This is a genomic window from Methylobacterium sp. WL12 (assembly GCF_008039475.1).
Taxonomy (GTDB): Bacteria; Pseudomonadota; Alphaproteobacteria; order Rhizobiales; family Beijerinckiaceae; genus Methylobacterium; species Methylobacterium cerastii.
In genome coordinates, this window is the sequence record NZ_VRUW01000040.1 from 18,386 (window position 1) to 43,705 (window position 25,320).

19 protein-coding genes and 1 pseudogene are annotated in these 25,320 nt (G+C 70.1%); 8 read left to right on the forward strand and 12 right to left on the reverse strand.

Features of this window, described 5'->3' with window-relative positions:
- Window positions 1–5: 5 nt before the first annotated feature.
- A complete protein-coding gene (locus tag FV226_RS15715; protein ID WP_246691616.1) occupies window positions 6–3,314 on the reverse strand; it encodes a DNA translocase FtsK in 3,309 nt (1,102 codons plus the stop codon).
- Window positions 3,315–3,594: 280 nt separating this feature from the next.
- On the opposite strand from FV226_RS15715, the gene FV226_RS15720 reads away from it, so the two are divergent.
- The 3 genes from FV226_RS15720 to FV226_RS15730 all read left to right on the forward strand — a co-directional run bounded on the left by FV226_RS15720 (window position 3,595) and on the right by FV226_RS15730 (window position 6,517).
- A complete protein-coding gene (locus tag FV226_RS15720) occupies window positions 3,595–5,670 on the forward strand; it encodes an NAD(+) synthase (RefSeq protein WP_147763642.1) in 2,076 nt (691 codons plus the stop codon).
- 103 nt (window positions 5,671–5,773) lie between these two features.
- Window positions 5,774–6,001 (forward strand): hypothetical protein, encoded by a 228-nt coding sequence (locus FV226_RS15725; RefSeq protein WP_147752966.1) that lies wholly within the window; start codon window positions 5,774–5,776, stop codon window positions 5,999–6,001.
- A 93-nt stretch (window positions 6,002–6,094) separates the two neighbouring features.
- Complete coding sequence (locus FV226_RS15730; RefSeq protein ID WP_147763643.1) at window positions 6,095–6,517, forward strand: PilZ domain-containing protein; 423 nt, start codon at window positions 6,095–6,097, stop codon at window positions 6,515–6,517.
- Window positions 6,518–6,521: 4 nt separating this feature from the next.
- Here FV226_RS15730 and FV226_RS15735 read toward each other — a convergent pair whose 3' ends face one another.
- Window positions 6,522–6,953, reverse strand: coding sequence for an HIT family protein (locus FV226_RS15735; RefSeq protein WP_147763644.1), 432 nt, complete (start codon window positions 6,951–6,953; stop codon window positions 6,522–6,524).
- Between the two features lie 150 nt (window positions 6,954–7,103).
- Here FV226_RS15735 and FV226_RS15740 point away from each other — a divergent pair, with 150 nt between their 5' ends.
- Window positions 7,104–8,087 carry a cation diffusion facilitator family transporter gene (locus FV226_RS15740; RefSeq protein WP_147763645.1) on the forward strand — a complete coding sequence of 328 codons (984 nt, stop codon included), beginning with the start codon at window positions 7,104–7,106 and terminating at the stop codon, window positions 8,085–8,087.
- Between the two features lie 506 nt (window positions 8,088–8,593).
- Complete coding sequence (locus FV226_RS15745; protein ID WP_147763646.1) at window positions 8,594–10,564, forward strand: PAS domain-containing sensor histidine kinase; 1,971 nt, start codon at window positions 8,594–8,596, stop codon at window positions 10,562–10,564.
- A 348-nt stretch (window positions 10,565–10,912) separates the two neighbouring features.
- Here the strand turns inward: FV226_RS15745 and FV226_RS15750 are convergent, their stop codons facing one another.
- The 4 genes from FV226_RS15750 to FV226_RS15765 all read right to left on the reverse strand — a co-directional run bounded on the left by FV226_RS15750 (window position 10,913) and on the right by FV226_RS15765 (window position 14,929).
- Window positions 10,913–11,800 (reverse strand): SDR family NAD(P)-dependent oxidoreductase, encoded by an 888-nt coding sequence (locus FV226_RS15750; protein WP_246691617.1) that lies wholly within the window; start codon window positions 11,798–11,800, stop codon window positions 10,913–10,915.
- 10 nt (window positions 11,801–11,810) lie between these two features.
- Window positions 11,811–11,990 (reverse strand): DUF1328 family protein, encoded by a 180-nt coding sequence (locus tag FV226_RS15755; protein ID WP_147752961.1) that lies wholly within the window; start codon window positions 11,988–11,990, stop codon window positions 11,811–11,813.
- 67 nt (window positions 11,991–12,057) lie between these two features.
- Window positions 12,058–13,422 carry a chloride channel protein gene (locus tag FV226_RS15760; RefSeq protein WP_147763647.1) on the reverse strand — a complete coding sequence of 455 codons (1,365 nt, stop codon included), beginning with the start codon at window positions 13,420–13,422 and terminating at the stop codon, window positions 12,058–12,060.
- Window positions 13,423–13,540: 118 nt separating this feature from the next.
- Entirely contained in the window at window positions 13,541–14,929 is a 1,389-nt protein-coding gene (locus tag FV226_RS15765) for a deoxyribodipyrimidine photo-lyase (RefSeq protein WP_147763648.1), read from the reverse strand.
- Window positions 14,930–15,550: 621 nt separating this feature from the next.
- Here FV226_RS15765 and FV226_RS15770 point away from each other — a divergent pair.
- Together FV226_RS15770 and FV226_RS15775 are read left to right on the forward strand one after the other, a co-directional pair.
- Window positions 15,551–16,621: a hypothetical protein gene (locus tag FV226_RS15770; protein WP_147763649.1), complete on the forward strand. Its 1,071-nt coding sequence runs from the start codon at window positions 15,551–15,553 to the stop codon at window positions 16,619–16,621.
- Between the two features lie 106 nt (window positions 16,622–16,727).
- Window positions 16,728–17,102, forward strand: coding sequence for a response regulator (locus tag FV226_RS15775; protein ID WP_147763650.1), 375 nt, complete (start codon window positions 16,728–16,730; stop codon window positions 17,100–17,102).
- Window positions 17,103–17,219: 117 nt separating this feature from the next.
- Here FV226_RS15775 and FV226_RS15780 read toward each other — a convergent pair whose 3' ends face one another.
- The 4 genes from FV226_RS15780 to FV226_RS15795 form a co-directional block, all read right to left on the reverse strand.
- The gene (locus FV226_RS15780; protein ID WP_147763651.1) at window positions 17,220–17,957 is read right to left on the reverse strand and encodes a sensor histidine kinase; all 738 of its coding nucleotides are present in this window, start codon (window positions 17,955–17,957) and stop codon (window positions 17,220–17,222) included.
- 78 nt (window positions 17,958–18,035) lie between these two features.
- Window positions 18,036–18,773: a Crp/Fnr family transcriptional regulator gene (locus tag FV226_RS15785; RefSeq protein ID WP_147752955.1), complete on the reverse strand. Its 738-nt coding sequence runs from the start codon at window positions 18,771–18,773 to the stop codon at window positions 18,036–18,038.
- A 100-nt stretch (window positions 18,774–18,873) separates the two neighbouring features.
- Window positions 18,874–22,059 carry a CheR family methyltransferase gene (locus FV226_RS15790; RefSeq protein WP_246691618.1) on the reverse strand — a complete coding sequence of 1,062 codons (3,186 nt, stop codon included), beginning with the start codon at window positions 22,057–22,059 and terminating at the stop codon, window positions 18,874–18,876.
- 93 nt (window positions 22,060–22,152) lie between these two features.
- Window positions 22,153–23,250, reverse strand: a complete 1,098-nt coding sequence (locus tag FV226_RS15795; RefSeq protein ID WP_147763652.1) for an ABC transporter substrate-binding protein — start codon at window positions 23,248–23,250, stop codon at window positions 22,153–22,155.
- A 94-nt stretch (window positions 23,251–23,344) separates the two neighbouring features.
- On the opposite strand from FV226_RS15795, the gene FV226_RS15800 reads away from it, so the two are divergent.
- Window positions 23,345–23,920, forward strand: a complete 576-nt coding sequence (locus tag FV226_RS15800) for a protein-tyrosine-phosphatase (protein ID WP_187277196.1) — start codon at window positions 23,345–23,347, stop codon at window positions 23,918–23,920.
- A gap of 9 nt (window positions 23,921–23,929) precedes the next feature.
- On the opposite strand, the gene FV226_RS15805 is transcribed toward FV226_RS15800, so the two are convergent.
- A complete protein-coding gene (locus tag FV226_RS15805; protein ID WP_246685300.1) occupies window positions 23,930–24,991 on the reverse strand; it encodes a branched-chain amino acid ABC transporter substrate-binding protein in 1,062 nt (353 codons plus the stop codon).
- A gap of 205 nt (window positions 24,992–25,196) precedes the next feature.
- Window positions 25,197–25,320: pseudogene (locus FV226_RS28635) on the reverse strand (sugar transporter); the annotation flags it as partial.

Here is a 25,320-nt window from a genome sequence, read left to right on the forward strand (position 1 = left end):
GCCGGCTACTCGTCGTCGTACATGCTGGCGGCGTGGGGGGCGCCCTCGACCAGGATCTCGCGTTTTCCCGCGTGGTTGGCCTGGCCGACGATGCCCTCGATCTCCATCCGCTCCATGATCGAGGCGGCGCGGTTGTAGCCGATCTGCAGGCGGCGCTGGATGTAGCTGGTCGAGGCCTTGCGGTCCCGCAGCACCACCTGGATCGCCTGCTCGTAGAGGTCGCCGGCCTCGCCGCCCGACGCCGCCACGAAGGCGCCGACGTCGAACACCGGAAGGTCGGCCTCCTCGACCTCGGCTTCGACCGCCTCGGCCTTGCCCCGGCCCTTGCCCTTGGGCGCATCCTCCGACCCGTCGTCGGCGGTGACCGCCTCGAGGTAGGCGGGCCGGCCCTGGCGCTTGAGGTGGGCGACCACGCTCTCGACCTCCGAGTCCGAGCAGAACGGCCCGTGCACGCGCGTCGTGCGGCCGCCGCCGGCCATGAACAGCATGTCGCCCTGGCCCAAGAGCTGCTCGGCGCCCATCTCGCCGAGGATCGTGCGCGAGTCGATCTTGCTCGTCACCTGGAAGCTGATCCGCGTCGGGAAGTTCGCCTTGATCGTGCCGGTGATCACGTCCACCGACGGACGCTGCGTCGCCATGATCAGGTGGATGCCCGCCGCCCGCGCCATCTGGGCGAGGCGCTGGATCGCGCCCTCGATGTCCTTGCCGGCCACCATCATCAGGTCGGCCATCTCGTCGACCACGATCACGATGTAGGGCAACGGGGAGAGGTCCATCGCCTCGTCCTCGAACACCGCTTCGCCGGTCTCGCGGTTGAAGCCGGTCTGGATCGTGCGCGTGATGGTCTCGCCCTTGGCGCGCGCCTCCGCCATCCGGGCGTTGTAGCCGTCGATGTTGCGGACCGCGATCTTGGACATCTTCTTGTAGCGCTCCTCCATCTCGCGCACGGCCCACTTGAGGGCGATGACCGCCTTCTTCGGGTCGATGACGACGGGGGAGAGCAGGTGCGGGATGCCGTCGTAGACGGACAGCTCCAGCATCTTCGGGTCGACCATGATCAGGCGGCACTCTTCCGGCTTCATCCGGTAGAGCAGGCTGAGGATCATGGTGTTGATCGCCACAGACTTGCCCGAGCCGGTGGTGCCGGCCACCAGCAGGTGCGGCATGCGGGCGAGGTCGGCGATGATCGGCTCGCCGCCGATGTTCTTGCCGAGGCAAAGCGCGAGCTTGTGCTTGCTGGCGAAGAAGTCCGGCGCCGAAAGCAGCTCGCGCAGGAACACCGTCTCGCGGATCTCGTTCGGCAGCTCGATGCCGATGACGTTGCGGCCGGGCACCACGGCGACGCGGGCCGAGACCGCGGACATCGAGCGGGCGATGTCGTCCGACAGGCCGATGACCCGGGAGGACTTGGTGCCGGGGGCCGGCTCCAATTCGTAGAGAGTCACGACCGGGCCGGGGCGCACCGCGAGGATGTCGCCGCGTACGCCGAAATCCTGGACCGTCTGCTGCAGGTTGAGCGCGTTCTGCTCCAGCACGTCGGCGTCCACCTCCGGGCTTTCGCCGGGCACGGGCATGGCGAGCAGGTCGAGGGCGGGCAGCTCGTAGTCGGCGTTCTCCACCGAGGCGATAGCGAGGTGACGGCCGGCGGCGATCAGGTGCGGGCGGCCGACGACCGGCATCGCCGCGACCGGCGACGCCGGGGCCTCGACCACCGGCTCGAAGGCTTGCTCCGAGGCGTGCTCCAAGGCTTGCTCGAAGACCGGCTCCGAGGGCGCCTCGAAGGTCGGCTCGGACACCGGCGCGACCTCGACCGGAGCCGGGGCCGGGGCGGCCTTGCCGCGCAGCAGCACGGGGCGCGGCACGATCGGCAGGACCACCGGCGGCGCGGCGGCCGGCATCGCCAAACTCGGCGCGAAGGTCGGCGCGAAGGATTCGGCGCCGAAGGCCGGCTCGGCGGCCTGGAACGCGGCCTCGTATTCCGGCTGGACGGCTTCGAGGTCGACGATTGCCGGCAGCAGGGCCGGCTCCGTCGGCCGCGCGGGACGGATCGCGGCGCGGGCGGCCATCGCCGACAGCACCGGGGCGCGGCGGACCTCGTGGATCGCTGCCGGAGAGGGGAGGGGGGTTCCGGGCCCGAACACCAGCGACAGCGCCGGGCGCACCGAGAGCGCCGGCACCGCGGCGGCGATCACCACGTCGCCGCCGTGGCCGAGGCCGTCCTGGCCGGCGTCGTCCTGGACGACGTCGTGCTGGCTCGCGTTGTCCTGCCCGTGCTCGGGGCGGAGCGGGCGATCGAAGCGCACGAGGCGGTCGAGGACGTAGACCGGCGCAGGCGGCAGCGAGCGCAGATGCGAGATGTCCACCGGCACCGAAACGAATCGGTCGGCCGGCGCAGGCTCGGCCGGCATCGCGACCGAAACCTCCTGCGCGGCGTCGCCGCCCTCGGCGGAGCCGGGCCGGATCGCCGCCCAGGCCTCGGCGGAGGACCAGTCGCCCGCCTCGAACCAGGGCTGGACGTCGGACCAATCGGGCAGCTCGGACAGGTCGCGGGCCTCGGCCGGCGCGGGCGCGGTGGCGGCCGACAGCTCGACCGCCGGGCGCGACGGGCGGCGATCGGGCGTGCGGAAGAAGCGGACGCCGGGCGGCGGAACGAAGGGCTGGCGCCACAGGGGCAGCGGCGGCCCGGGCGGGATCGCCACGGCCTCGGCCGCCCCGCGCTCGGCTTCGGCGGCCGACCGTTCGGCATCGATCTCGGCTTCATGCGCGGCGGCGTCGCGCTCGGCGGCGGCGGCCAGCATCGCGGCCTGCGCGTCGGCCCGTGCGAGGTCGAGGGCGTTGCGCTCGGCCTCCAGCGCGCGCTGGCGGCGCTCCTGCAGGATGGTGTCGGGGGTGCGGGTGTAGCGCACGGCGGGCGGGGCGTCGGGGCGGAGCGAGGCGCCTGCCACAGCGTGGGCGACCCCGCGCGGACGGTCGATGTCCTCCGGCGTGATCGCGGCCGGCCGGCGCGGAGAGCGCACCAGCACACCGGGCGAGGAGGCGGAGGCGTCGATGCGGCTCTCGGGCCGGGCGCCGTCGAGCATGTCGAGGGTCGCCCGGTCGTCGAAGACCTCGGTCGGCCAAGCGTCGGCGAACACCGCGTCGCGGCCGGCGCGGGAATCGGTCCAGCTGCCGTCAGAGCCCGGCTCGGTGCCGCGCCCCAGCATCGCGTTCGGCGGCGTGAGCCAGCTCGGCGCCGGCCGGGTGCCGGCGATGGCGTAGCCCGGCCGCTGCGGGCCGCCGACGAGGCGCCGCGTCAGGCTCGCCCGCAGGGACATCAACCGATGCGCCAGCGCGCCGAGCGTGAGGCTCGGGCGGTCGCCGCCGCGGCTGGGGCGAGAGGGGTCGCGATGAGAATAGGGAGGCCGTCCCGATGCGCGCATGGGTTCTCAAAAACTCGAAACACGGAAAGGCCGTCCCGCCCGGAACGGTCGATCCGAGTTAGGCCGAACGTCGTTAACAGAGCCTTGAAAACCGCCCGTCGCCGAGTGCTGGAGGGGCGGGCCGGCAAGCGGTAAGGTGGTGGGGACATTCCACCTCGCGCGGGTCGTGACGCCCTTGGCACAAGCCCCTCTCTCGCAAGCCCTTCCCCGGAAGGACTTCCAATCCCTCTACGCGCACGGGTTCGCCCGCGTGGCCGCCTGCACCGGGCGGAGCCACCCGGGCGACCCCGAGCGCAACGCCAACGCGATCCTGGCGCTCGCCGAGCGGTGCCACGGGCAGGGCGTCGCGGTGGCCGTCTTCCCGGAGCTCGCGCTGTCGGCCTACGCCATCGAGGACCTGCTGCTGCAGGCGACGCTGCTCGATGCGGTCGAGGCGGCGGCGGCGCGGTTGGTCGCGGCCTCGGGCGATCTCCGCCCCCTCCTCCTCGTCGGCGCGCCGGTGCGCTGGCGGAACCGGATCTACAACGCGGCGCTCGCGATCCAGGGCGGCCGGCTGCTGGGCGTCGTGCCGAAGCTCCACCTGCCGAACTACCGCGAGTTCTACGAGAAGCGGCACTTTGCCTCCGGCGCCGGCATCGCGGGCGAGACCGTGCGCTTCGCCGGCCACGAGGTGCCGTTCGGCGCCGACCAGTTGTTCGTCGCCGAGGACGTGCCGGGCCTGACCGTCGGCGTGGAGATTTGCGAGGATTTGTGGGTGCCCGACGCCCCGGGCATGCACGCGGCGCTTGCCGGCGCCACGGTGCTCGCCAACCTCTCAGGCAGCCCGATCACGGTCGGCCGGGCGGAGTCGCGCGCCCTGCTCTCGCGCGCGGCCTCGATGCGCGGCCTGTGCGCCTACGTCTACGCGGCGGCGGGCTTGGGCGAATCCACCACCGACCTGTCCTGGGACGGGCAGACCAGCGTCGACGAGAACGGCGTGCGGCTGGCGGAAGGCGAGCGCTTCTCGGCCTCGCCGGTCGCGACGCTCGCCGACGTTGACCTCGACCTCCTCGCCCAGGAGCGTCTGCAGGCCGGCAGCTTCGACGACAACGCTCGCGGCGGCCCCCGCCCGGCCTACCGCCGCGTGCCGTTCCGCCTCGATCCGCCGGCCGGCGACCTCGGGCTGATGCGGCGGATCGAGCGGTTTCCGTTCGTGCCGGCCGACCCGGCCCGCCTCGCCCAGGATTGCTACGAGGCCTACAACATCCAGGTCGCGGGCCTCGCCAAGCGCCTGGAAGCCACCGGCACGCGCAAGGCCGTGATCGGCGTCTCGGGCGGGCTCGACTCGACCCATGCCCTCATCGTGATCGCCAAGGCCTTCGACCGGCTCGGGTTTCCGCGCTCGGACATCCTGGCCTACACCCTGCCGGGCTTCGCCACCTCGGACGCGACGAAGGGCAACGCGCACGCGCTGATGCGGGCGCTCGGCACGACCGCGGCCGAGATCGACATCCGCCCCGCCGCCCGCCAGATGCTCGCCGACATGGGCCACCCCTACGCGGCGGGGGAGGCGGTCTACGACGTCACCTTCGAGAACGTGCAGGCGGGCTTGCGCACCGACTACCTGTTCCGGCTGGCCAACCACGCCGGCGGGATCGTCGTCGGCACCGGCGACCTGTCGGAGCTGGCGCTCGGCTGGTGCACCTACGGCGTCGGCGACCAGATGAGCCACTACGCCGTCAACGCCGGCGTGCCCAAGACCTTGATCCAGCACCTGATCCGCTGGACGATCGCCTCCGGCCAGTTCGGCATGGAGGAGGGGCGCGTGCTGAGCGCGGTGCTCGACACCGAGATCTCGCCCGAGCTCGTGCCGGCCGAAGCGGACGCCGCGCCGCAGAGCACGGAAGCCGTGATCGGCCCCTACGCGCTGCAGGACTTCACCCTGTTCTACACCCTGCGCCACGGCTTTCGCCCGTCGAAGATCGCCTTCCTGGCGCTCCATGCCTGGGGCGACGCGGCGAAGGGCGCGTGGCCGCCCGACTTCCCCGCCGACAAGCGGCTCGCCTACGGCCTGCCGGAGATCCGGCGCTGGCTCGGGGTGTTCCTGACCCGGTTCTTCGGCTTCAGCCAGTTCAAGCGCTCGGCGTTGCCGAACGGGCCGAAGGTGTCGGCCGGGGGCGCCCTCTCCCCGCGCGGCGACTGGCGGGCGCCCTCCGACGGGACGGCCCGGATCTGGCTCGACGAGTTGGAGCGCAACGTCCCCGAAACGTGATCGACACAAACCGGACAGAGTGTGTGATTATCCACACGGTCAAGCTGATTTGCCGTGTACGGCAGATCCGGTTCGAGGGGTCGGCCGAGGGGAGGATGCGCCCATGCAGAGCTACAACCTGTTCCGCCTGAAGAGCGTCGAGGGTCTGTGCTGCGCCGTGCCGGAGTCGAGCCGCGTGCCGCGCTTCCTCGGTGGCGGCCGCTGGACCTTCGGCGGCAAGCTCGACGACCGGTCCGACATCCCCCTCGACTTCGACGGCCGGGCCGCGGAGACCGGCGTGCGTTTCAACGGATTCTACCTGTTCCAGACCGTCGACCAGCGCTTTTTGTAGGCTTAGGGCCGTAAGTCGAAGGTCGCGGCGAGCATTCCTTAAGGGGCGACGTGGGATGATCGGGCTATCGTCTTCGAGCCTGGGGCCCTGTTCATGTCTTCGGAACACCGCAACGAGACCCGCCAAAGGGTGTTCCTGAAGGGCCGCATCGTGTTCAACAACGGTGCCTCGAGCATGGATTGCCTCGTGCGCGACTTCTCCTCCTCGGGGGCGCGGCTGGCCCTCAGCGAAAGCTCGACGCTGCCCGAGGTGTTCGACCTCTACATCCCCCAGAAGGACCGGACCTACCGCTCGACCCTGCGCTGGCGCCGCGCCGACGGCGTCGGGATCACCTTCGCCGACGAGGCGGCCAAGCCCGCTTCCGTCGCGGCGCCGACGGCGGCGGCCGAGCCGGCGGCGGAGGACAACTCCGTCACGGTGCTGCTGCGTCGGATCACCGAACTCGAGGCCGAGAACGCGACCCTGCGCCGGCTGCTGACCGGGATGGCGCAAACCGGCGCGGCGACGGCCGCCTGAGCCGTCAGACCTCGAGTGCGGCGCGGATGCGCTCCGCGTGACCTGCGAGCACCGTCGGGTCGGCCATCCCGCCCTCGTGGCGCTGGAGCGGCACCCCGTCGAACCGGGGTACGACGTGGACGTGCAGGTGGAACACCGTCTGCCCCCCGGCCGCCTCATTGAACTGGAACACCGTGAGCCCGTCCGCTTCGAACGCGGCCTTCACCGCCCGCGCGACCCGCTGCACGCTGGCCGCCAACGCCGCGAGCGAGGCCGGATCGGCGTCGAGCAGGCCGCGCGCGGGCGCCTTCGGAATCACCAGCGTGTGCCCCGGCCCCTGAGGCATCACGTCCATGAAGGCCAGGGTGTCGGCATCCTCGTAGACCCGGTGCGCGGGGATCTCGCCGCGCAGGATCTTCGCGAAGATGTTGTCGGGGTCGTAGGCCGTATCCGTCATGCAGGGTACCCGTGGTTGCGGCCGCCAGGATGCACCGGCGCCGCCGCCGCGTCCACGCGGGCGGAACCCGTCGGCGGCGCCGGCGCTTAGGCTCGGATCGCCGCGGCCCGGCTGCGATTCGCCCCCCAGATCGAACAGGAACGCCCGCGCATGGCCCATGAGAGCACCGGCGCCATCTACACCGCCGCTGGCGCCAACCTCGCCATCGCCCTGGCGAAGTTCGTGGGCGCCACCGTCACCGGCTCCTCCGCGATGCTGGCCGAGGGCGCACACTCGGTGGTGGACACCGCCAACCAGATCCTGCTGCTCGTCGGCTTGAAGCGCGCGAAGAAGCCGGCGGACGCAAGGCACCCGTTCGGCTACGGCCGCGAGGTCTACTTCTACGCCTTCATCGTCGCGCTGCTGATCTTCCTCGGCGGCGGCATCTTCGCGATCTACGAGGGTGCCCACAAGATCCGGCATCCGGAGCCCGCCGCCGACGCGAGCCTGTTCGGCTACGCGTTGCCGGGCTTCTGGGTGAACGTCGCCATCCTCGGCTTCTCCGTCGCGGCCGAGGGCTATTCCTGCTTCGTCGCGATGCGGGCGTTCTGGGCCGAGAAGGGCGACCGCTCGCCCTTGAGCGCGATCCGGCGCAGCAAGGACCCGGCCCTGTTCACGATCCTCGTGGAGGACGTGGCGGCGCTGATCGGCCTCGTCATCGCGCTCACCGGCGTGGTGCTGGCCGACCTCCTCGACATGCCCGCGCTCGACGGCTGGTCCTCGATCGGCATCGGGCTCGTGCTCGTCGGGATGGCGATCTTCCTGATGATTGAGACCCACGGCCTGCTGATCGGCGAGGCCGCCGACCCGGAGGTCGTCGCAGCGATCCAGGAGGTCGTCGGCGCCGAGCCCGGGGTGAACCACGTCAACGAGGTGCTGACCCAGCACCTCGGGCCGACGGACATCCTCGTGAACGTGAGCCTCGACCTGGCCGACGACCTCACCGCGGGCGAGGTCGAGCGGATCTCGACGCGCCTCGACCGCGAGCTGAAGGCACGCGTGCCGGACGTGACGCGGGTGTTCATCGAAGCTCAGGCGCGCGCAAGTTCCGAACGAGTCGCGGGGCGCGAGAAGGCCGGCGCCGTCGGCGGCTGAGCGCCGGGACCACCTCCCGCTGGATCGACGCGGAGGTGGTTCCAGGCGAGCCCGCGCCGCGAAGGCGCGAAACTCGAAACCGCCCTTCCGCAGGGACCGCCAGCATTGGACGCGCGAGGTTTCTCGTGGTCGAAACCCGACGGGTGGTACCCAGGTCATGAACCCGCGTTCGACCCATCGCGGACCCTGGGAATGTCCGCTTGCAGATCGCTTGATGAACCAGAGACCGGCGGCCGATATGGGTCGGTTTGCGATGGTCTTCTGTCGATCGACCATTCGGAAAACGCCCCCTGCGAATGGAGCACGTCGGCACAACACGAAGGTCGGCGGTCTGGTGACCGCATGGCTCGCGGGGCTTTTCACCCTGATCGAAGGATACGAGCGTCCGGGACGGGCGTTCTAGGTTCGGGCGACTGTCACCCCATCGTGCCCAGGGCCGCTCCGCCACCAACCTGCACGCGGCCCTCGAAGCCGGGTCCCGGCCCGAATGAGCTCTGGACCGCCGCATGGACATCGAAGAGGCCGCCACGCCGAGACTGACCCGCGAGGATCGCTACCGGATCCTCGTCGAGGGCATCATCGACTACGCGATCTACATGCTCGACCCGGCAGGCGTGGTCACAAGCTGGAACAAGGGCGCACAGCGCTTCAAGGGCTACGCCGACCACGAGATCGTCGGACAGCATTTTTCCCGGTTCTATACGGTCGGGGACAGGGCGACGGACCTTCCAGCGCGGGCTCTGATGATCGCCAAGACCGAAGGCCGCTTCGAGCAGGAGGGCTGGCGCGTTCGAAAGGATGGCACCCTGATGTGGGCGCACGTTCTTATCGACCCGATCCGCACCGAGGACGGCACGCTGCTCGGGTTCGCCAAGGTGACCCGCGATCTCACCGAGCAGCAGGCCACGAAGGCCGCCTTGCGACAGAGCGAGCAGCGCTTCCGCCTGCTGGTTCAAGGCGTGCGCGACTATGCCATCTACATGCTCGATCCGACTGGGCGGGTGACCAGCTGGAACAAGGGCGCCCAGCGCTTCAAGGGCTACTCCGACGCGGAGATCATCGGCGAGCATTTCTCGCGGTTCTACACCGACGAGGACCAGGCGACCGATCTGCCGGGAACGGCGCTGGCGACGGCCACGAAAGAAGGCCGGTTCGAAGCCGAAGGCTGGCGCATCCGCAAGGACGGCTCACGCTTTTGGGCCAACGTCGTGATCGACGCCATCCGGGGTGACCACGGCGAACTCATCGGCTTCGCCAAGATCACACGTGACATCACCGAGCGACGCGACGCGCAGCAGTCGCTCGAAGAGACCCGTGCACGCTTCATCCAATCTCAGAAGATGGAGGCGGTCGGGCAGCTCACCGGAGGAGTGGCCCACGACTTCAACAACCTGCTCGCGGTGGTTCTCGGCAACCTGGAGCTTGCCCGCAAGCGCCTGCCGCCCGACCCAAAGCTCCGGCAGCTGATCGACAACTCGATCCAGGCCGCCCATCGTGGCGCGACCCTGACCAAGCGCATGCTTGCGTTCGCGCGGCGGCAGGAGTTGTCTACGACGCCCGTCGACGTGCCGGACCTCATCCGCGGCATGGGCGACATGCTGCAGCGGTCGATCGGCTTGAACATCCCGGTCAACATGCAGTTCCCACTGCAGCTTCCGCACGTTCTGGCAGACGCCAACCAACTCGAACTGGTCGTCCTGAACCTCTGCGTGAACGCACGCGACGCCACCCCGGCCGGAGGCACGATCACGCTGGTCGCCCGCGAGGCCAAAGTTTCGGCCGAGGACGTCCAAGGCCTGAAGCCGGGCAACTACGTTTGCCTGTCCGTGATCGACACCGGCGAAGGCATGGATGCGGAGACTTTGGCGAAGGCGGCGGAGCCGTTCTTCACCACCAAGGGCGTCGGCAAAGGCACCGGGCTCGGCCTCTCGATGGCCCACGGCTTCGCCGAGCAGTCGGGCGGCCGTTTGCTCCTCAAGAGCGTCAAGGGCCAGGGCACGACGGCTGAGCTCTGGTTGCCCGAGGCCGACATGAGCAAAGCGATCCAACCCGACCGACAGGCCGAGCCCGAACTTCCGAAGCTCGACCCGGTCACGGTCCTGGTTGTCGACGACGATGCTCTGGTGCTGATGAACACGGCGGCGATGCTCGAAGATCTCGGGCACACGGTCGTCGAGGCGGTCTCCGGGGAGCAGGCTCTGCGCATCCTGCGTCGGTCGAGGGAGACCATCGATCTTGTCATCACGGATCAGATGATGCCCGGCATGACCGGGACGCAGCTGATCGACGCGATCTGGGCCGAGTATCCGGACATGGTCGCGATCCTTGCAAGCGGCTACGCCGAGCTGCCTGAGAACGGCCTGGTTCCGGTCCCGCGATTGACCAAGCCGTTCGGACAGTCGGAACTCGCGCGGACCCTCATGACGAGCTTGCGTCCGGAAGGTCTCGTTCTTCCCTTCCGCCCTAAGCTGGCCTGAGGCTGGCCTGTCGCCCTCCGCGACCGAGTCGGCCAGCCGAACTCCACAGAGAAGCGGGCGGTTCGGAGCAACAGACCAACGCGGCGATGCCGACCGACACCCGCTTTCGGCGGGTCGAATACTAAGTCTCATGGGTAGGAACCCATGAGGTCCGGCGGATTGCCGCCGCCCCGCAGTCGCGGGGGCCAGACCTCGATGAGTCGGGCTCATCGAGGTCTGATCTAACGAGTCGCTTCCACGACGGAGTTCGATCGGGAGCGGACCGCCTGCCCCAACGCAAACGGTTGGACGCTCCTGTCCGCGCTTCTCGAACGTTCGGGCACGGTTCCCAGGCGTTCATGTCCACGCCTAGATCGGTGCCTGCCCGACCTGCTCCAGGCTGATCGCCCAAGTCCGCTCCTGCACCGCCTCGTCCCGGCTGTAGCGCGACGAGGTCTTCTCGCGGCTACGCGCGAAGTAGCGCCCGCTCACCCCCTCGGCCGCGGTCGCGGTCGCAAGGTGCAGCGTCGTCGCCGCGCCGGCGGCAGGGGTGCTGAGGAACGGACGGATCAGGTTCCAGGCGAGGCCGAACGCGCCGCCGGTGTTCTTGGCAAAGCCCGTGTCGATCACGCCGGGATGCAGGGCGTTCACCGTCACGGGCGCGCCGGCGAGGCGGCGGGCGAGCGCGTAGGTGAACAGCACGTTGCCGAGCTTGGCCTGCGAATACGCGCGCATCGCGCCGTAGGACCGCTCGGCCTGGAGGTCGTCGAAGGCGATGCGGCCGCGGGTGTGCGCGGCCGAGGCCACGTTGACGATGCGGGCGGCGGCGCCCGGCCGGCCGGAGGCCTTGAGCAGGTCGAGAAGCTCGAGGGTGAAGAGGACGTAGCCGAGATGGTCGAGGGCCCAGGTCCGCTCGAAGCCATCCACGGTGGTCTCGCGCCGGTCGAAGATCGCCCCGGCGTTGTTCACCAGCACGTCGAGGCGGGGATAAGCCGCGCGGACTTCGCCGGCTAGATGCCTGATTTCCGCCTGCGACGAAAGGTCGGCGACGAAGCGGTCGATCGCGGCGCCCGGCACGGCCGCGGTGAGCGCGGCCGCCGTCGCCGCGACCTTGCCAGGGTCACGGCCGACGATCCCGACCCGGGCGCCGGCCTTGGCCAGCCCCAGGGCGGTCTCGTAGCCGATCCCGGAGGTGGCGCCGGTGACCAGACACGTGCGCTTCGCCGGGGGGACGCCCCGGCTCAGGCCCGACGCCACGTGGGGCGCCCTAGAACACCGCCTGACCGACGGCGAAGGCGATGACGACGATGACGATCGCGATCACCAGGAAGATGCCGAACAGGATCCGGGCGAGCGAGCCGGCGCCCGAGGCGATGCCGGTGAAGCCGAGGCCGCCGGCGATGACCGAGACGACGAAGCAGATGAGGGCCCATTTCAGAAGGGTCATGCCGAAAACTCCGGATCGAACCGGCGAACGGCCGGCGTGGAAAGCGTCCGATCAATGCGGCCCAAGCTCAACCGTTCCCGCCGACCCGCGCGGACGCGCCCGGAATTTCGGCCTCGTCCTGCGCCGGCGCGGCGCGGGCGAGCATGATCTCGGCCAGCGTGTGGTAGAGGCCGGTGCGGCAGACGGTCTTCGAGGCGGCGTCGGCCAGCACCGCCGCGATCATCAGCGGGATCATCATCGCGTGATCCTGGGTCATCTCGGTGACGATGACGAAGGCGGTGATCGGCGCCTGCAGCACGCCGGCGAGGTAGGCGACCATCCCGGTCAGCACCAGCGCGCCGATCGGCACGTGCGGGAACACGTCCTGCAGCATGCCCCCGAGGCCGGCGCCCACCGCGAGCGAGGGCGCGAACAGACCGCCGGGGATGCCGCTGATCGCCGAGAGCGCGGTGGCGCAGAATTTCAGCGGCGCGAAGTCGAGCCGGGCTGCCGAATCGCCGTGCAGCAGCGCTTTCGCTTCCTCGTAGCCGGTGCCGTAGACCGATCCGCCCGAGGCGAGCCCCGCGAGCGCGACGCCGAGGCCGCACAGCCCCGCGAAGGCGATCGGATGCCGGGCGATCCAGCGTCCGCCCCGGCCCGGGAGCCCGCGCGCGAACAGGATCACGAGACGGCTGAACACGCCGCCGGCAAAGCCTCCCGCCGCGCCGAGGACGACCACAACGAGCCAGCCCTTGCCGAGGGGCAGCGTCACGTCGCTGGTTCCGAAATAGGTGTAGTTGCCGACGAGCCAGAGCGAGGTGAGGCCCGCGGCGACGATCCCGGCGACGATCAGGCCGGACGAGCGCGGCTCGTAGGCCCGGCCGAGCTCCTCGATCCCGAAGACGATGCCGGCCAGAGGCGTGTTGAAGGCGGCCGCGACCCCGGCCGCGCCGCCGGCGAGGATCAGGCCGGGCAGCCGATCCGGGGTGAGGCGGCCGACGGCGGCCATGATCGCGGCGCCGACCTGCACCGTCGGCCCCTCGCGGCCCGACGAGGCGCCGCAGGCGAGGCCCAAGGTCATCACCACGATCTTGCCGAAGGCGACGCGCAGCGAGATCAGACGGTGGCGAAAGGCCGGATCGCGGGTGTGGCGCGCGGCGATCACCTGCGGGATGCCCGAGCCTTGCGAGTTCGGGAAGACGGTCCGCGCCAGCAGGGCCGCCAGCGCGAAGCCCGCGGGCGTCGCCACGAGGGCGACCAGCGGCGAGACGCCGACCAGCGCCTTGAAGCCGACCTGCGCCGCGTCGGCGCAGCGCGCCATCAGGACGGCGGCGAGGCCGACGCAGATGCCGCCGAACAGGAACAGCAACCGCCCGCGCCAGAGCGGGTAGGCGCCGATGGAGGCGCGGCGCAGGCGCGCGATCGAGGCGCGGGTGCGGAAACGGGGCGGCATTGCGCGAGGACTCGACACCGACGGAACACGCTCGCCTCGGCAAGCCTGCCTGGGGCGAGGTTTGCGTCGGCCGCCCTGCCTTAGCGAGGAGCGGGCCAGGCCGCGAGGGGCGCGACGGCTATTTCTCCGCCGCGCACAGGGTCTCGACGGCCTTCACGTAGGATTTGGCGTCGAACTTCTTGAGCGAGTTCTCGCTCTGGTAGCGAACGGTGCCGAACACCTTGCGCCGCGCCCACGGTCGGTCGTGCAGGCCGTAGACCCAGGCGACGTTGGTGAACGAGTTCGCGTCGCGCCCGTCGAGGAAGTACCGGTTGTTGATCCGCAGGGTCCGCTCGAAGCCGACCTTCGGCGACGGCGACCACTCGAGGATCTTCTTGCCCCAATACATGCGCAACTGGTTGTGCATGTACCCGGTCACCCGCATCTCCGCCTGCGCTGCGTTCCAGTAACGGTCGTGGGTCTCGCCGGCCGCGAGCTGCACCTCGGTGTAGCTGTAGGGCCGCGGATCCTCCGCGTGCTCGGCCAGCGTCTTCTGCGCCCAGGCGGGCACCGCCTTGGTGTAGCTGTCGTAGCTTTCGGTGTAGAAGACGTGGTTCGAGGCGAGCTCGCGCCGGACGATTAGCTCCTCGAGGTAGGCGCCGCGGTCGTCGTCGTCGCCGTCCTTCGCCGCGCGCACGGCGAGCGCGATCTCGACAGGCGAGATCTGGCCGAAATGCAGGTAGGGGCTCATGTGCGAAGCGGCCGCCGCCTCCGGCCGGTTGCGGCCGTTGCCGTAGCCGGACAGCCCGTCCTCCAGGAACGCCTTCAGGCGCTTGCGCGCCTGCGTCTCGCCTCCGACGAAGCGCTTCACCGGCCCGACGTCGGTGTCGAGGGTCATTCCGGCCAGGACCTTCATCGGGTCGGACGGATCGATCTCACTCGGGAGCTTCAGGCCGTCGGCTTTATGCTCGACCTTGCGGGCCGCGAGCGGCTCCACGAAATCGGCCCACAGCTTGTGCAGCTTTGGGCGCAGCGTGCGCGCGGCAAACTCGTGCTTGGGGGAAGCGGTCTCCACCGGGACCACCACATCGCCCTCGACCTGCACGACGCGGGTCTCGACGGCCTTCGCGATCTCGCCGTACCAGCTTTTCTGGATCGCGAGGTAGCCGCGATCGAGCACGAGGAGGGCGGCCTCGCGGCCGAGGTCGATCGCGATCTCGGCGGGCGAAGCCTTGCGCATGACGAAGCCGACGCCGCGCTTCTCCAGTCCCGCCTTCGCGTCGGCGAGCCCCTGGAGCAGGAAGGCGTAGTGCCGGGCGTTGGCCTCGGGAAACCCGTTGGCGCCGTCGAGCAGCCCGAAGCAGGCGACCACCGGTAGCCCGAGGCGGTTGCCTTCCTCGATCGCGTATTCCAGCGCCGGGTTGTGATGCGCGCGGTTGGCCTGCTGCAGCAGGTACAGGACGTAAGCGCCGCCCTTCCGCGGTGCGACATCGTTCAGGACCCGGAAGCGCTTTTCGTGAATCGCCATCGTCTCGCGTCGTCCCCAACCCGGTGCACGGCCCGGAACCGTACCAGCTCAGCTAGAGCGGAGATCGCGATCGTCCCGCGCGCACCAATGCGGGAGGGGCTGAAATCCGGGCCATAGCACAGGGCCGCATTGGCGGACGAAACCTGTTTTCGATCAGTCATTTGCATGCATTTGTCGCTCAAGGACGACACCAAGGACGGCCGAAGATTGATCGAACCCGTCTGCGACATTTTCAACACATGCTTCGACCGAGCTGCAGGTCGGGCCGAGAAACGACAGGGTCACTGACCGAACCCCCTTGCATTTCGGCGAGGGAGGATCAGATTGTGCAACGCGGGACAGCGATGGCGTCGCGGTCCTGCTGCCCTTCTTGGGCGTTTCCTCCCTAGACTTCGGGCCGCTCCTTCGGGAGTGGCCTTTTTTCTTGGTGCGCCCCTTCCCGCGTCGCCTCGAACCGTTTCCCGCGATCTGTCACCGTCGGCGCGGCTTTGCCGCCCCCGTGCCCTGGCCGCGCATCGAGGCGAGCCTAAGATCGTCTGGAAGGCGCAGAACCGCCGCCGGGAGGACGACATCCTGCGCAGGCTCGCTGGAGCGCTGGCGATCGGGTTCGTATAGGCCGCGATCCCCGTCGGTCTCGGAGAAGCGGCCGAGGTGCCGACTTTCCAGGTCGATCCGGCTTGGCCGAAGCCACTCCCGAACAACTGGATCATGGGTCAGGCATCCGGCGTCGCGGTGGACGCCGACGACCACGTCTGGGTGATCCAGCGCCCGCGGACGCTCACCGACGACGAGAAGGCGGCGAGCCTCGATCCGCCGCGGACGAAATGCTGCAAGCCGGCGCCCCCTGTGCGCGAATTCGATCAGGCCGGCACGGTGCTGCGCTCCTGGGGCGGCCCGGGGCAGGGCTACGACTGGCCCGAGAACGAGCACGGCATCCAGGTCGACCCGAAGGGCTCCGTCTGGATCGCCGGCAACGGCGCGAACGACGGGCAGCTGCTCAAGTTCACGGCCGACGGGCGGTTCGTGATGCAGATCGGCAAGTCCGGCCCGCAGACCGACAGCCGCGACACGAGCCGCCTCGGCAGGCCCGCCAACGTCGACTTCGACGCCGCCAACGAAGTCGACGTCGCCGACGGCTACTACAATCACCGAATCATCGTGTTCGATTCCGAGACCGGGGCGTTCAAGCGGATGTTGGGCGCCTACGGCCGCCCGCCGACCGACGACAAGCTACCCGCCTACGATCCGGCCGCAGCTCCCTCGCAGCAATTCGCCAACCCGGTGCACTGTGTGAAGATCGCGCGCGACGGGCTCGTCTATGTCTGCGACCGCACCGACGACCGTATCCAGGTGTTCCGGAAGGACGGCAGCTGCGCGAAGGAGATGTTCGTCGAGACGAAGACCCGCGCCACCGGCACGGTCTGGGAGCTCGCGCTGTGGCCCGATGCCGACGAGAGCTTCCTCTTCAACGCCGACGGGGCGAACAACGAGGTCCGAACCCTGTCGCGCGCCACCGGCGAGACCCTCGGCGCCTTCGGCCTCAACGGCCGCGGAGCCGGGCAATTCCATTGGGTCCACAACCTCGCCGTCGACTCGAAGGGAAACGTCTTCACGACGGAGGTTGACACCGGCAAGCGCGTCCAGAAATTCCTCGCCTCGGGCAACTTCGTCCTACGCAAGCGCACGCCCTGAGCGACTTGCGCGCACGCCGCTCGCCCGCGGCCGCTTTCCCTGGCATTCTATGCCATGAACGTCGCGACGGGCGCGGTCGTGGAACGTCTTGAGATCGATGGACCGAATGGGCGACGCCACGTCGACGGCACCGCTGGCCAAGCGCCGCGTCCTGCTCGTGGAGGACGACTACTTCATCGTGTCCGATCTGGCGCGCAGCTTCGAGGCGGAGGGCGCCGAAGTGGTCGGGCCGGCGGCGACCGTCGCCGACGGGCTGGCGTTGCTCGCCGAGGCGCCAGACCTCGACGGGGCCGTGCTCGACATCAACCTGCAGGGCGAGATGGTCTTCCCGCTGGCGGACGCGCTGACGGCACGGGGTGTCCCCTTCGTCTTCGCCACCGGCTACGACCGGACGATGGTGCCGCCGCGCTACGCTGCGGTCGCCCATTGCGAGAAGCCGGTCGAGCCGGGGACGATCGCCCGCGTCCTGTTCGGGGCCTGAGCGCCGTTGGCGGCGCCTGGAGCATCGTCCATGATCTCTGGATCACGGACGATGCTCGAGCCGGGTGTGGTCGCATTTCCTTCACGCGAGCCGGCATCCACCTCGCTCGAAAATGCTCTAGGCGTCGCCCCCGTCCTCCGCCGGAACCTCGACGACGCGTCCGAGCCGCGGCGCCAGCGCGAAGCGGATCGTGCAGCGCAGGCCGTCCGGCCGGTAGGCGAGGGTGGTCTCTGCGCCCAGTTCGTAGCGCAGAGTGCGCGTCAGCATCTCGGTGCCGATGCCGAGCGGCGCCGGGTCGGCAGGCAAGTCGTGCAATCCGGTCTCGGTCCAGCCGAGCGACAGGGGCGGCGCATCCCCGCCCGGGTCGAGAGTCCAGGTGACGGCGATGCGGCCGTCGGGGACCGTCAGCGCCCCGTGTTCCATCGCGTTGCTGGCGAGCTCGTGGGCGGCCAGCGCGAACACCTCGGCGGCACGCGGGGCCAGCAGCACCTTCGGCCCGACGATGTGGACGCGCTCGCCCTCGCGGGCCAGCAACGCCATCAGCGCATCGGCGACGATCGAGTGCAGGTCGAGGCCGGCCGACGGGTCGGCGATGCCGGCGCTCTGCACCCGTGCGATCGCACCGAGGCGGCCGTCGAGGCGCATCATGCAATCCTCGGCGCTGCGATCCGCATCGGCCGAGCGGCGGATGATCGCGCGGACCATCGCCAGGGTGTTGCGCGTCCGGTGCAGCACCGCGACCACCTCGGGCGACGCCGACGCCGACGCATCCAGGTCGAGGCCGGCGGCGACGAGGCGTCGGCGCAGGGCCGCGTTCTCGGCTTCGAGCGCGGCGATCCGGCCTTCGTCGCTCATCGGACGGCCGTCGCTACGAAGGGATCGCCGCCACGCCGGGCGGCGCGGCACGTGGAAGTGGCCGGCGCGAAACGGATCTCACTGCGCATCGAGATGCGCACCCTCGTGATCGAGGTGGAGGTAGTTGGGGTCGAACAGGGCCAACGCCATCAGCGCCGGCAGGTCGTGGATCGTCAGGCGCCGGCCCTTCCAGGTGATCTGGCCCGCGCCGCGCAGCTCCTGGATGGTCCGGTTCACGTGGACGCTCGACAGCCCGAGGGTGTCGGCGAGGTCGGCCTGCGTCACCGGCAGGTCGTAGGCGGTGCCCTCGGTGAGGCCGACCGCGCGCAGGCGCATGTACAGCTCGCACAGCAGGTGGGCGAGGCGCTCGACGGCGGAGCGCTGGCCGAGGCTCACCGTCCACTCGCGCTGGACCGCCGCGTTGTGCAGCATCTCCCACCACAGCGTCTCGGCGATGCGGGTCGAGCTCTCCGTCAGGCCCTCGATGGTGGGCTGGGTGACCCGGGCCAGCGTCACCGGCGTCAGCGAGGCGACGGCGTGGTCCATCTGGCGCAGTGTGAAGATGTGCGGGTCGCAGAGGTCGCCCGGCAGGAAGAACGCGATGATCTGCCGGCGCCCGTCCTGAAGCTGCTTGTAGCGGCAGGCCCATCCTTCGAGGACGAGATTGACGGCGCGCGGTTCGTCGCCCTCGTTGACGATGTCCTCGCGCGGGCCGAGGCGGCGCACGTTCTGCCCGGTCGCGTCCTCGAGCGCCTTGCGCTCCGCCTGGGAGAAACGGGTGAAGTTCTCCAGTTTCCGGATGAAGGGGTTGTTCATGCCGTCTCGAACCTGAGCGCCGAACCATGCTTGAGGACCGAGACGTCCCGGCGGTCGGCGCCAATTGCCGTCTGAAGGAGTAGCCGCCCGAGGCCACGACTCATAGAGGCATCTCGATCCTGCAGTGGACGCCGTGGGCCCCGAGCTCGAACCATGCCTGAGCGCGCAGGCTGTAGCTCAGCGCCTTCTCGATCAGGTCGCGCCCGAAGCCGCGCCGCTCGGGCTCCGGCGGCATGGCGACCCCGCTCTCGGTCCAATCGAGCACGAGCAGCCGGCCGCTGGCCGGGTTCGCCTCCAGGGACCAGGCGATGGCGAGGCGGGCGCCGGCCTGTGCGAGGGCACCGTGCTTGATCGCGTTGGTCGCGAGCTCGTGCAGCGCGAGGGCGAAGGTCTGGACGTGTTCGAAGCCGAGGGCGACCTGCGGCCCGTCGATGGTGATCCGGCTGCCCTCCTCGGTTCCGTGGGCGCGCAGCTCGAGCCGCACCAGCTCGGCGAGGTCGACCGCGCCGCTGTCGGAGCGGCCGAACAGGCCCTGCACCCGGCCGAGCGCCTTCAGCCGCTCAGAGTAGGCCTCGACCGCCGACCCCGTTCCCAGGGTCTGCCGGGCGATGGACTGGACCACGGCCAGGAGGTTGCGGGTCCGGTGCTGCAACTCCGCCACCAGCACGCGCTGGCTCATCTCGGCGCGGGCGAGCACGGTGACGTCCATGAAGCTGACGACGACGCCCTCGATCCGGTTCTCGCCGTTTCGGTAGGGCGCGAGCCGCACGAGGAAGCGCGCGGAATCCTTCGTCCGGTCGATCTGCCGCTCGATCGTGTCGCTGCCCTGCATGATCGCGGCGACGTCCTCGGCCAGGTTCGGCAGGGTCAGCCGCCCGGCGAAGTCGGTGATCGGGCGTCCGCGGTCGCTCGGCAGGATGTTGAAGATCTCGGTGACCGCGGGAGTGTAGCTGCGGATCACGAGCTTGGCGTCGAGGAACACCGTCGCGATGTCGGTGCTGGCGAAGAGGTTGTGCAGGTCGGTGTTGGCGCGATCCAGCGCCTCGACCTTGCCGTTCAGCTCGGCGTTGACGGTGTAGAGTTCCTCGTTGACCGATTGCAGCTCCTCCTTCGAGGCCTCCAGCTCCTCGTTAGTGGATTGCAGCTCCTCGTTGACCGACACGAGCTCCTCGTTGGACGATTTCAGCTCCTCCAGCGCGGTCTCGTACTCCTCGATCAGCGATTGCAGCCGCTCGCGGGTCTCGCGCAGCTCCCGCTCGAGCTGGAGCGCGACCTCGTCGTGGGCGGAGACCGATCGCTTTTGCGCCGCCTCGCGGCTGATCGAGGGCCCTTCGTCGCTGAACAGCACGAGGAACAGCGGCTCCTCGGATCGCAGGGCGACGAGGGGTTCGATGGTCACGGTGACGATCTGCACGCGGCCGTCGTCGCCTTCGACGACGAGCCCCTCGCGCACCACCTGGGCGTTGGTGTCGACAGACTCGCGGAAGGCGGCCCGGAGCTCGAGCCTCAACCCCTTGCGCGCCATCGTCAGCAGTTGACGGGTGGGAAGTCCCGCCGCCGCCTCGAGATATTTGCCGGTGCGGTTCGAGTAGTAGACCACGTCGCCCTGGCGGTTCACCGCGACGTGCGGCGGCGTGAACCGCTCCAGGACCTGCATCTCGACCGAATGGCGAAGGGCCAGGGAGCTGTTGCCGCCCTGGCGCGGTCTCAGGTCTCTGCCATGGGACATCGCGCGCAATCCGCTGAGAGCGAGGGGGACGCGGGGCTCGGTCGCGTTGTCGGCGCGGCTGCGGAAGATGCGGTGCTTCTTGTCGATCGGCGCAAACAGGTCGGCGAACTGGCTCAGGTTCTCCGACATGCCGAGGAACAGGAAGCCGCCGGGCCTCAGCGCGTAGTGGAAGGTCGGCAGCACCTGGTTCTGGATGCTGAGCCCGAAATAGATCAGCAGGTTCCGGCACGAGACCATGTCGAGCCGCGAGAAGGGCGGATCGCGGATGACGCTGTGGGGCGAGAAGATGCACAAGTCGCGCACGGTCTTGGCCAGCACGAAGCTCGCCCCGTCCTGCAGGAAAAAGCGGCGCCGGCGCTCGGGCGAGACGCCGTCGAGCAGCTGCTCCGGATAGCGGCCGGCGCGCGCGACGCCGAGGGCGTGCTCGTCGATGTCGGTGGCGAAGATCTGCACCCGGCAGGCCGCGGTCAGCGTCTCCATGTGCTCGATCATCAGGATCGCCAGCGAGAACACCTCTTCGCCGGTGGCGCAGCCCGGCACCCAGACCCGGACGGTTTGGTCGGCGCCGCGCCCCTCGAAGAGTTTCGGGATGACGCGTTCGCTGAGCATGGCGAACGCCTCGGCGTCGCGGAAGAACGTGGTCACGTTGATCAGGAGGTCGCGGAACAGGGCCGAGACCTCGACCGGGTCGCGACGCAGCCGCTCGACATAGGTGGCGACGACCTCGACCTGCAGGATCTGCATCCGGCGCTGGACGCGGCGCAGGAAGGTCTTGGTCTTGTAGCCGCCGAAGTCGTGCCCGACCTGGGCGCGCAGGATCGCGTAGATCTCCCCGCGCAGCTCGTCGGGCGACGGGCCGGCCTCGTTGCCGGCCAGGATCGTGTCGGTCATCGACAGGCTCGCCCGGTAGGCGACGAGCTTCGCGCCCATCTCGTGCGAGGGCACGCCGAAATCGACGTACCCGGTCGCGATCGCGCTGGAGGGCATGCTCGGGTGCTGCGGCCCGTCGCCGTTGGCAATCTGGGCCAGCGTGACGCCGCCGTGCTCCTTGATCGCCTTGATGCCGAGCGTGCCGTCGGAGTCGCCCCCCGACAGGATGGCGCCGCCGGCATACTCGCCCTGGTCGGCGGCGAGCGCGCTGAGGAAGATGTCGACCGGGTGGCGCTCGCGGTGCTCGGCGGTCTGGTGGCGCAGGACGAGGAGCCCGTCGCGGATGCCGACGACGGCGTCGGCCGGCAGGACGTAGACGTGGTTCTCCGCGACCGCGACGCCGTCGCTCGCCACCTGCACCGGCATGTCGGTGAAGCGCGAGACGATCTCGTGCAGCACGCTCTCGCGCCAGGGGCTGAGATGCGTGACGATGACGATCCCGAGACCCGGCGTCGACGGCATGCCGCGGAAGAAGCCTTCCAGCGCCTCGATCCCGCCGGCCGACGCGCCGACGCCGACGATCAGGAAGCGTTCGGGCCGCTCCTGCGCGTCGTCGACGGCCTCGTCCCCGGAGCCTTGGCCCGAGCGCTGACCGGAGCTTTGGACCGCATCGTCATCGGGCATCATCGCGTGCTGTTCCCGCGACCACTTCGGCCCTGTCGCGAACGGGCATCCGAGAACCGCGACCCTGCCACGAAACCAGGGACGGCGGCACCGGCCTTATCCGCGCGCACGCGCCCGGATCATGAAATTGTCGTAGGTGTACTCCGCCACCTGGAACCAGAGGTATTCCTCGTTGCGGAAGGTCTTCATCGCCTCGTGGATCCGGCGGAAATCGGGGTTCTTGGCGGCGATCTCGGCGTAGACGTCGTTGGCCGCCTTCAGCGCCGCCTCCATCACATCCTGCGGGAACGGGCGCAGCTGCGCGCCCGTCGCCACCAGCCGGCGGAGGGCGCCGGGGTTGCGGGCGTCGTACTTCGCCTGGACGTCGGCGGCGACCTCGGCCGCCGCCGCCTGCAGGATCGCGCGATAGGGCTTGGGCAGGGCCTTCCACGTCTCGGCGTTGAGCCAGAAGTGCAGCATCGCGCCGCCCTCCCAGAAGCCGGGATAATGGTAGATCGGCGCCGCCTTCTGAAGGCCGAGGCGCTCGTCGTCGTAGGGGCCGATCCACTCGGCGGCGTCGAGGCGCTTGGCTTCGAGCGCGGCGGCGATCTCAGAGCCGGAGACCGCCTGCGGCACCGCGCCGAGCTTGGCCAGCACCTGCGCGCCGAGGCCGCCGATGCGGACCTTCAGCCCCTGGAGGTCGGCCGCCGTCTTGATCTCGCGCCGGAACCAGCCGCCCATCTGGGCGCCTGTGTTGCCACCGGGCAGGCTGGCGAGCCCGCTCTTGGCGAACAGTTCCGCGAACAGGTCGTTGGCGCCGCCGGCGAGCCACCACGCGTTCTGGCCACGGGCGTTCAGACCGAAAGGGAGGGCAGTCGCGAGCGCGAGGGTCGGGTCCTTGCCGGGCGCGACGGTCGCCGGCCCGTGGCCCATCTCGACCGTCCCGGCCGCCACGGCGTCGAGCAGCCCGTCGGCCGTCACCGGCTCGCCCGGGCCCGTGACCTGGATCGCGAAGCGCCCGTCTGTCGCCTCGCCGACGATGCGGGCGAGGGCCTCGGACGCACCGAACAGGATGTCGAGGTTCTTCGGGAAGGCGGAGGCCAACCGCCACCGGACCTCCGACCCGTTCTGCGCCGGCGCGGCGGCGAGCGCAGGCGCCGACAGCGCGGCACCGAGCCCCGCGGTGAGGAGCGCACGTCGCTTCACGGTCGTCATGGCACCTCCCTCAAGGCATCGGTCGCGGTCCCGGGGCCCTAACACGTCCGGCGCTGGTCTCGAAACCGCGGGCGGCGCGTGGTAGGGCGGTGCCATCGTGACACCGGCTTCCATCACCCTCCACACGGTCTGCGGCCTCGAAGAGCTCGCCCGCCACGGCGCGAGCGGCGTCGACCGCGTGCTGTCGCTGCTCGATCCGGGCACGCCGGAGCCGGCGGGCTTCGCCGCCTACGGCGCCCACCGGCGCACGACCCTCTACTTCCACGACTGCCTCGGCCCGGGCGACGGCCTCGTCCCGCCGGAGCCCGGTCACGTGGCCGAGATCCTGGCCTTCGGGCGCGACCGCGAGGCGGGACCCGCCGCGCATCTCCTCGTCCACTGCCATTACGGCCTGTCGCGCTCGACCGCGGCGCTGCTGATCCTGATGAGCGACGCGGAGCCGACCGTTGAGGCGGAAACCCTCGTGCGGCGCCTGCACGCGATCCGCGAGCCGGCCTGGCCGAACGCGCGGATGATCGGCTTCGCCGACCGGATGCTCGACCGCCAGGGAACGCTGAACGAGGCGGTCCGGCGCCTGCACAAGCTCCAGCTCGGCGTGCGGCCGCACCTCGCCGACCTGCTCCGCGGCCTCGGCCGGGGAGCCGAGGTCGACGCGGCCGAGGCCGCCTGAGCCGATCGGCTACTTCGGCGCCGGGGTGAAGACGCCGTCCTTCCAGACGTAGAGCACGTAGCCCTGGGCGGTGACGTCGCCCTTGCCGTCGAAGCCGACGGTGCCGAGCACGAGGTCGAAGCGCTCGGCATGCAGCGTCGCAGCGATGCGCCTCGGGTCCTGCGTCCGGGCAAAGTTGCCGGCGGCCACCAGGGCCTGGAGCGCGGCGTAGCCGTAGATCGTCGAGCCCGTCGGCTCGCCGCCCTCCGCCTTGAACGCCTTGACCACCTCGGCCGCCGCCGGCTGGCGGCTCGGATCGAGGTAGAAGGTCATCAGCACGCCGTTGCTGGACCCGCCGGCGATCTTGGCGAAGTCCGGCGTGGCGATGGCGGAGGTGCCGAACCATTGCGGCCGGAAGCCGCGCTCGGCCGAGATCCGAACCAGACGGCCCATCTCGACGGCGTCGCCGCCGTAATAGGCGACCTCGATGCCGGCGGCCTTCAGCCGGTCGGCGAGAGCCGCATCGTCGGCGTCGCTCGGTGAGAAGGCGGACAGCAGCGTCTCGTTGATCCCGATCCGGTTGAGGTTGTCCTTGGTCGCGTTGGCGAGCGCGCGCGCCGCAGGCGTCAAGTCCTGGAGGAGGGCGATCTTGCGGTCGCGGAACCGCTCGGCCAGCACGATCGCCGAGAGGCGCGCCTGGTCGTCGTCGCGCCCGCAGACGCGGAAGATCGTCGGCAGGCCGCGATCGGTCAGCTTGGCCGAGACCGAGGCCGCGGTGATCATCGTGACGCCGTTCTGGCTGTAGACCTCGGACGCCGCGAGCGACGCGTTCGAGCAGACGTGGCCGACCACGAGGCCGACGTCCGAGCGCACGAAATGGTTGGCGACGGCGGTCGCGGTGTTCGAGTCGCAGGCGTCGTCCTGGACGTCGAGGCGAATGGTCTGACCGTCGAGGCCGCCCTTGGCGTTGGCGTCGCGGGCCGCAGCCTCGACCCCGCGCAGCACCTGCTCGCCGACGGAGACGTAGGCCCCCGAACGCGGCACCGCCACGCCGACCACGACGTCGGCCGCGGCCGGTCCCGCCGCCAACATCGCGAACAGAAGTGCGGCGGCGCTGACACCGCGGAAGCAGGGGCCGGGCAGGTTCGGGCCGAACCGGAAAGCGCGTCCGATCGTCATCAGGCCCCTTCTCGGCATCAACGCCCCTCCCGGCAGGCGGCGCACGAAACGCTGCGCCGCGCCCCGGACGGCCGCCTGTTTCCGGGAAAACCGTCGATCCGGCAAGCCGCGGTGTCGTCTACCGTGCGTAGGCGTAGACGGATGCGGCGGAGGCGACGGGTCCTGCGACGGTGGAGAAGACGCTGACGACCTTGGAGACTTCGGTGAAGGGGGCGTTGGAGACGTAGACGAGGTCGCGGTTG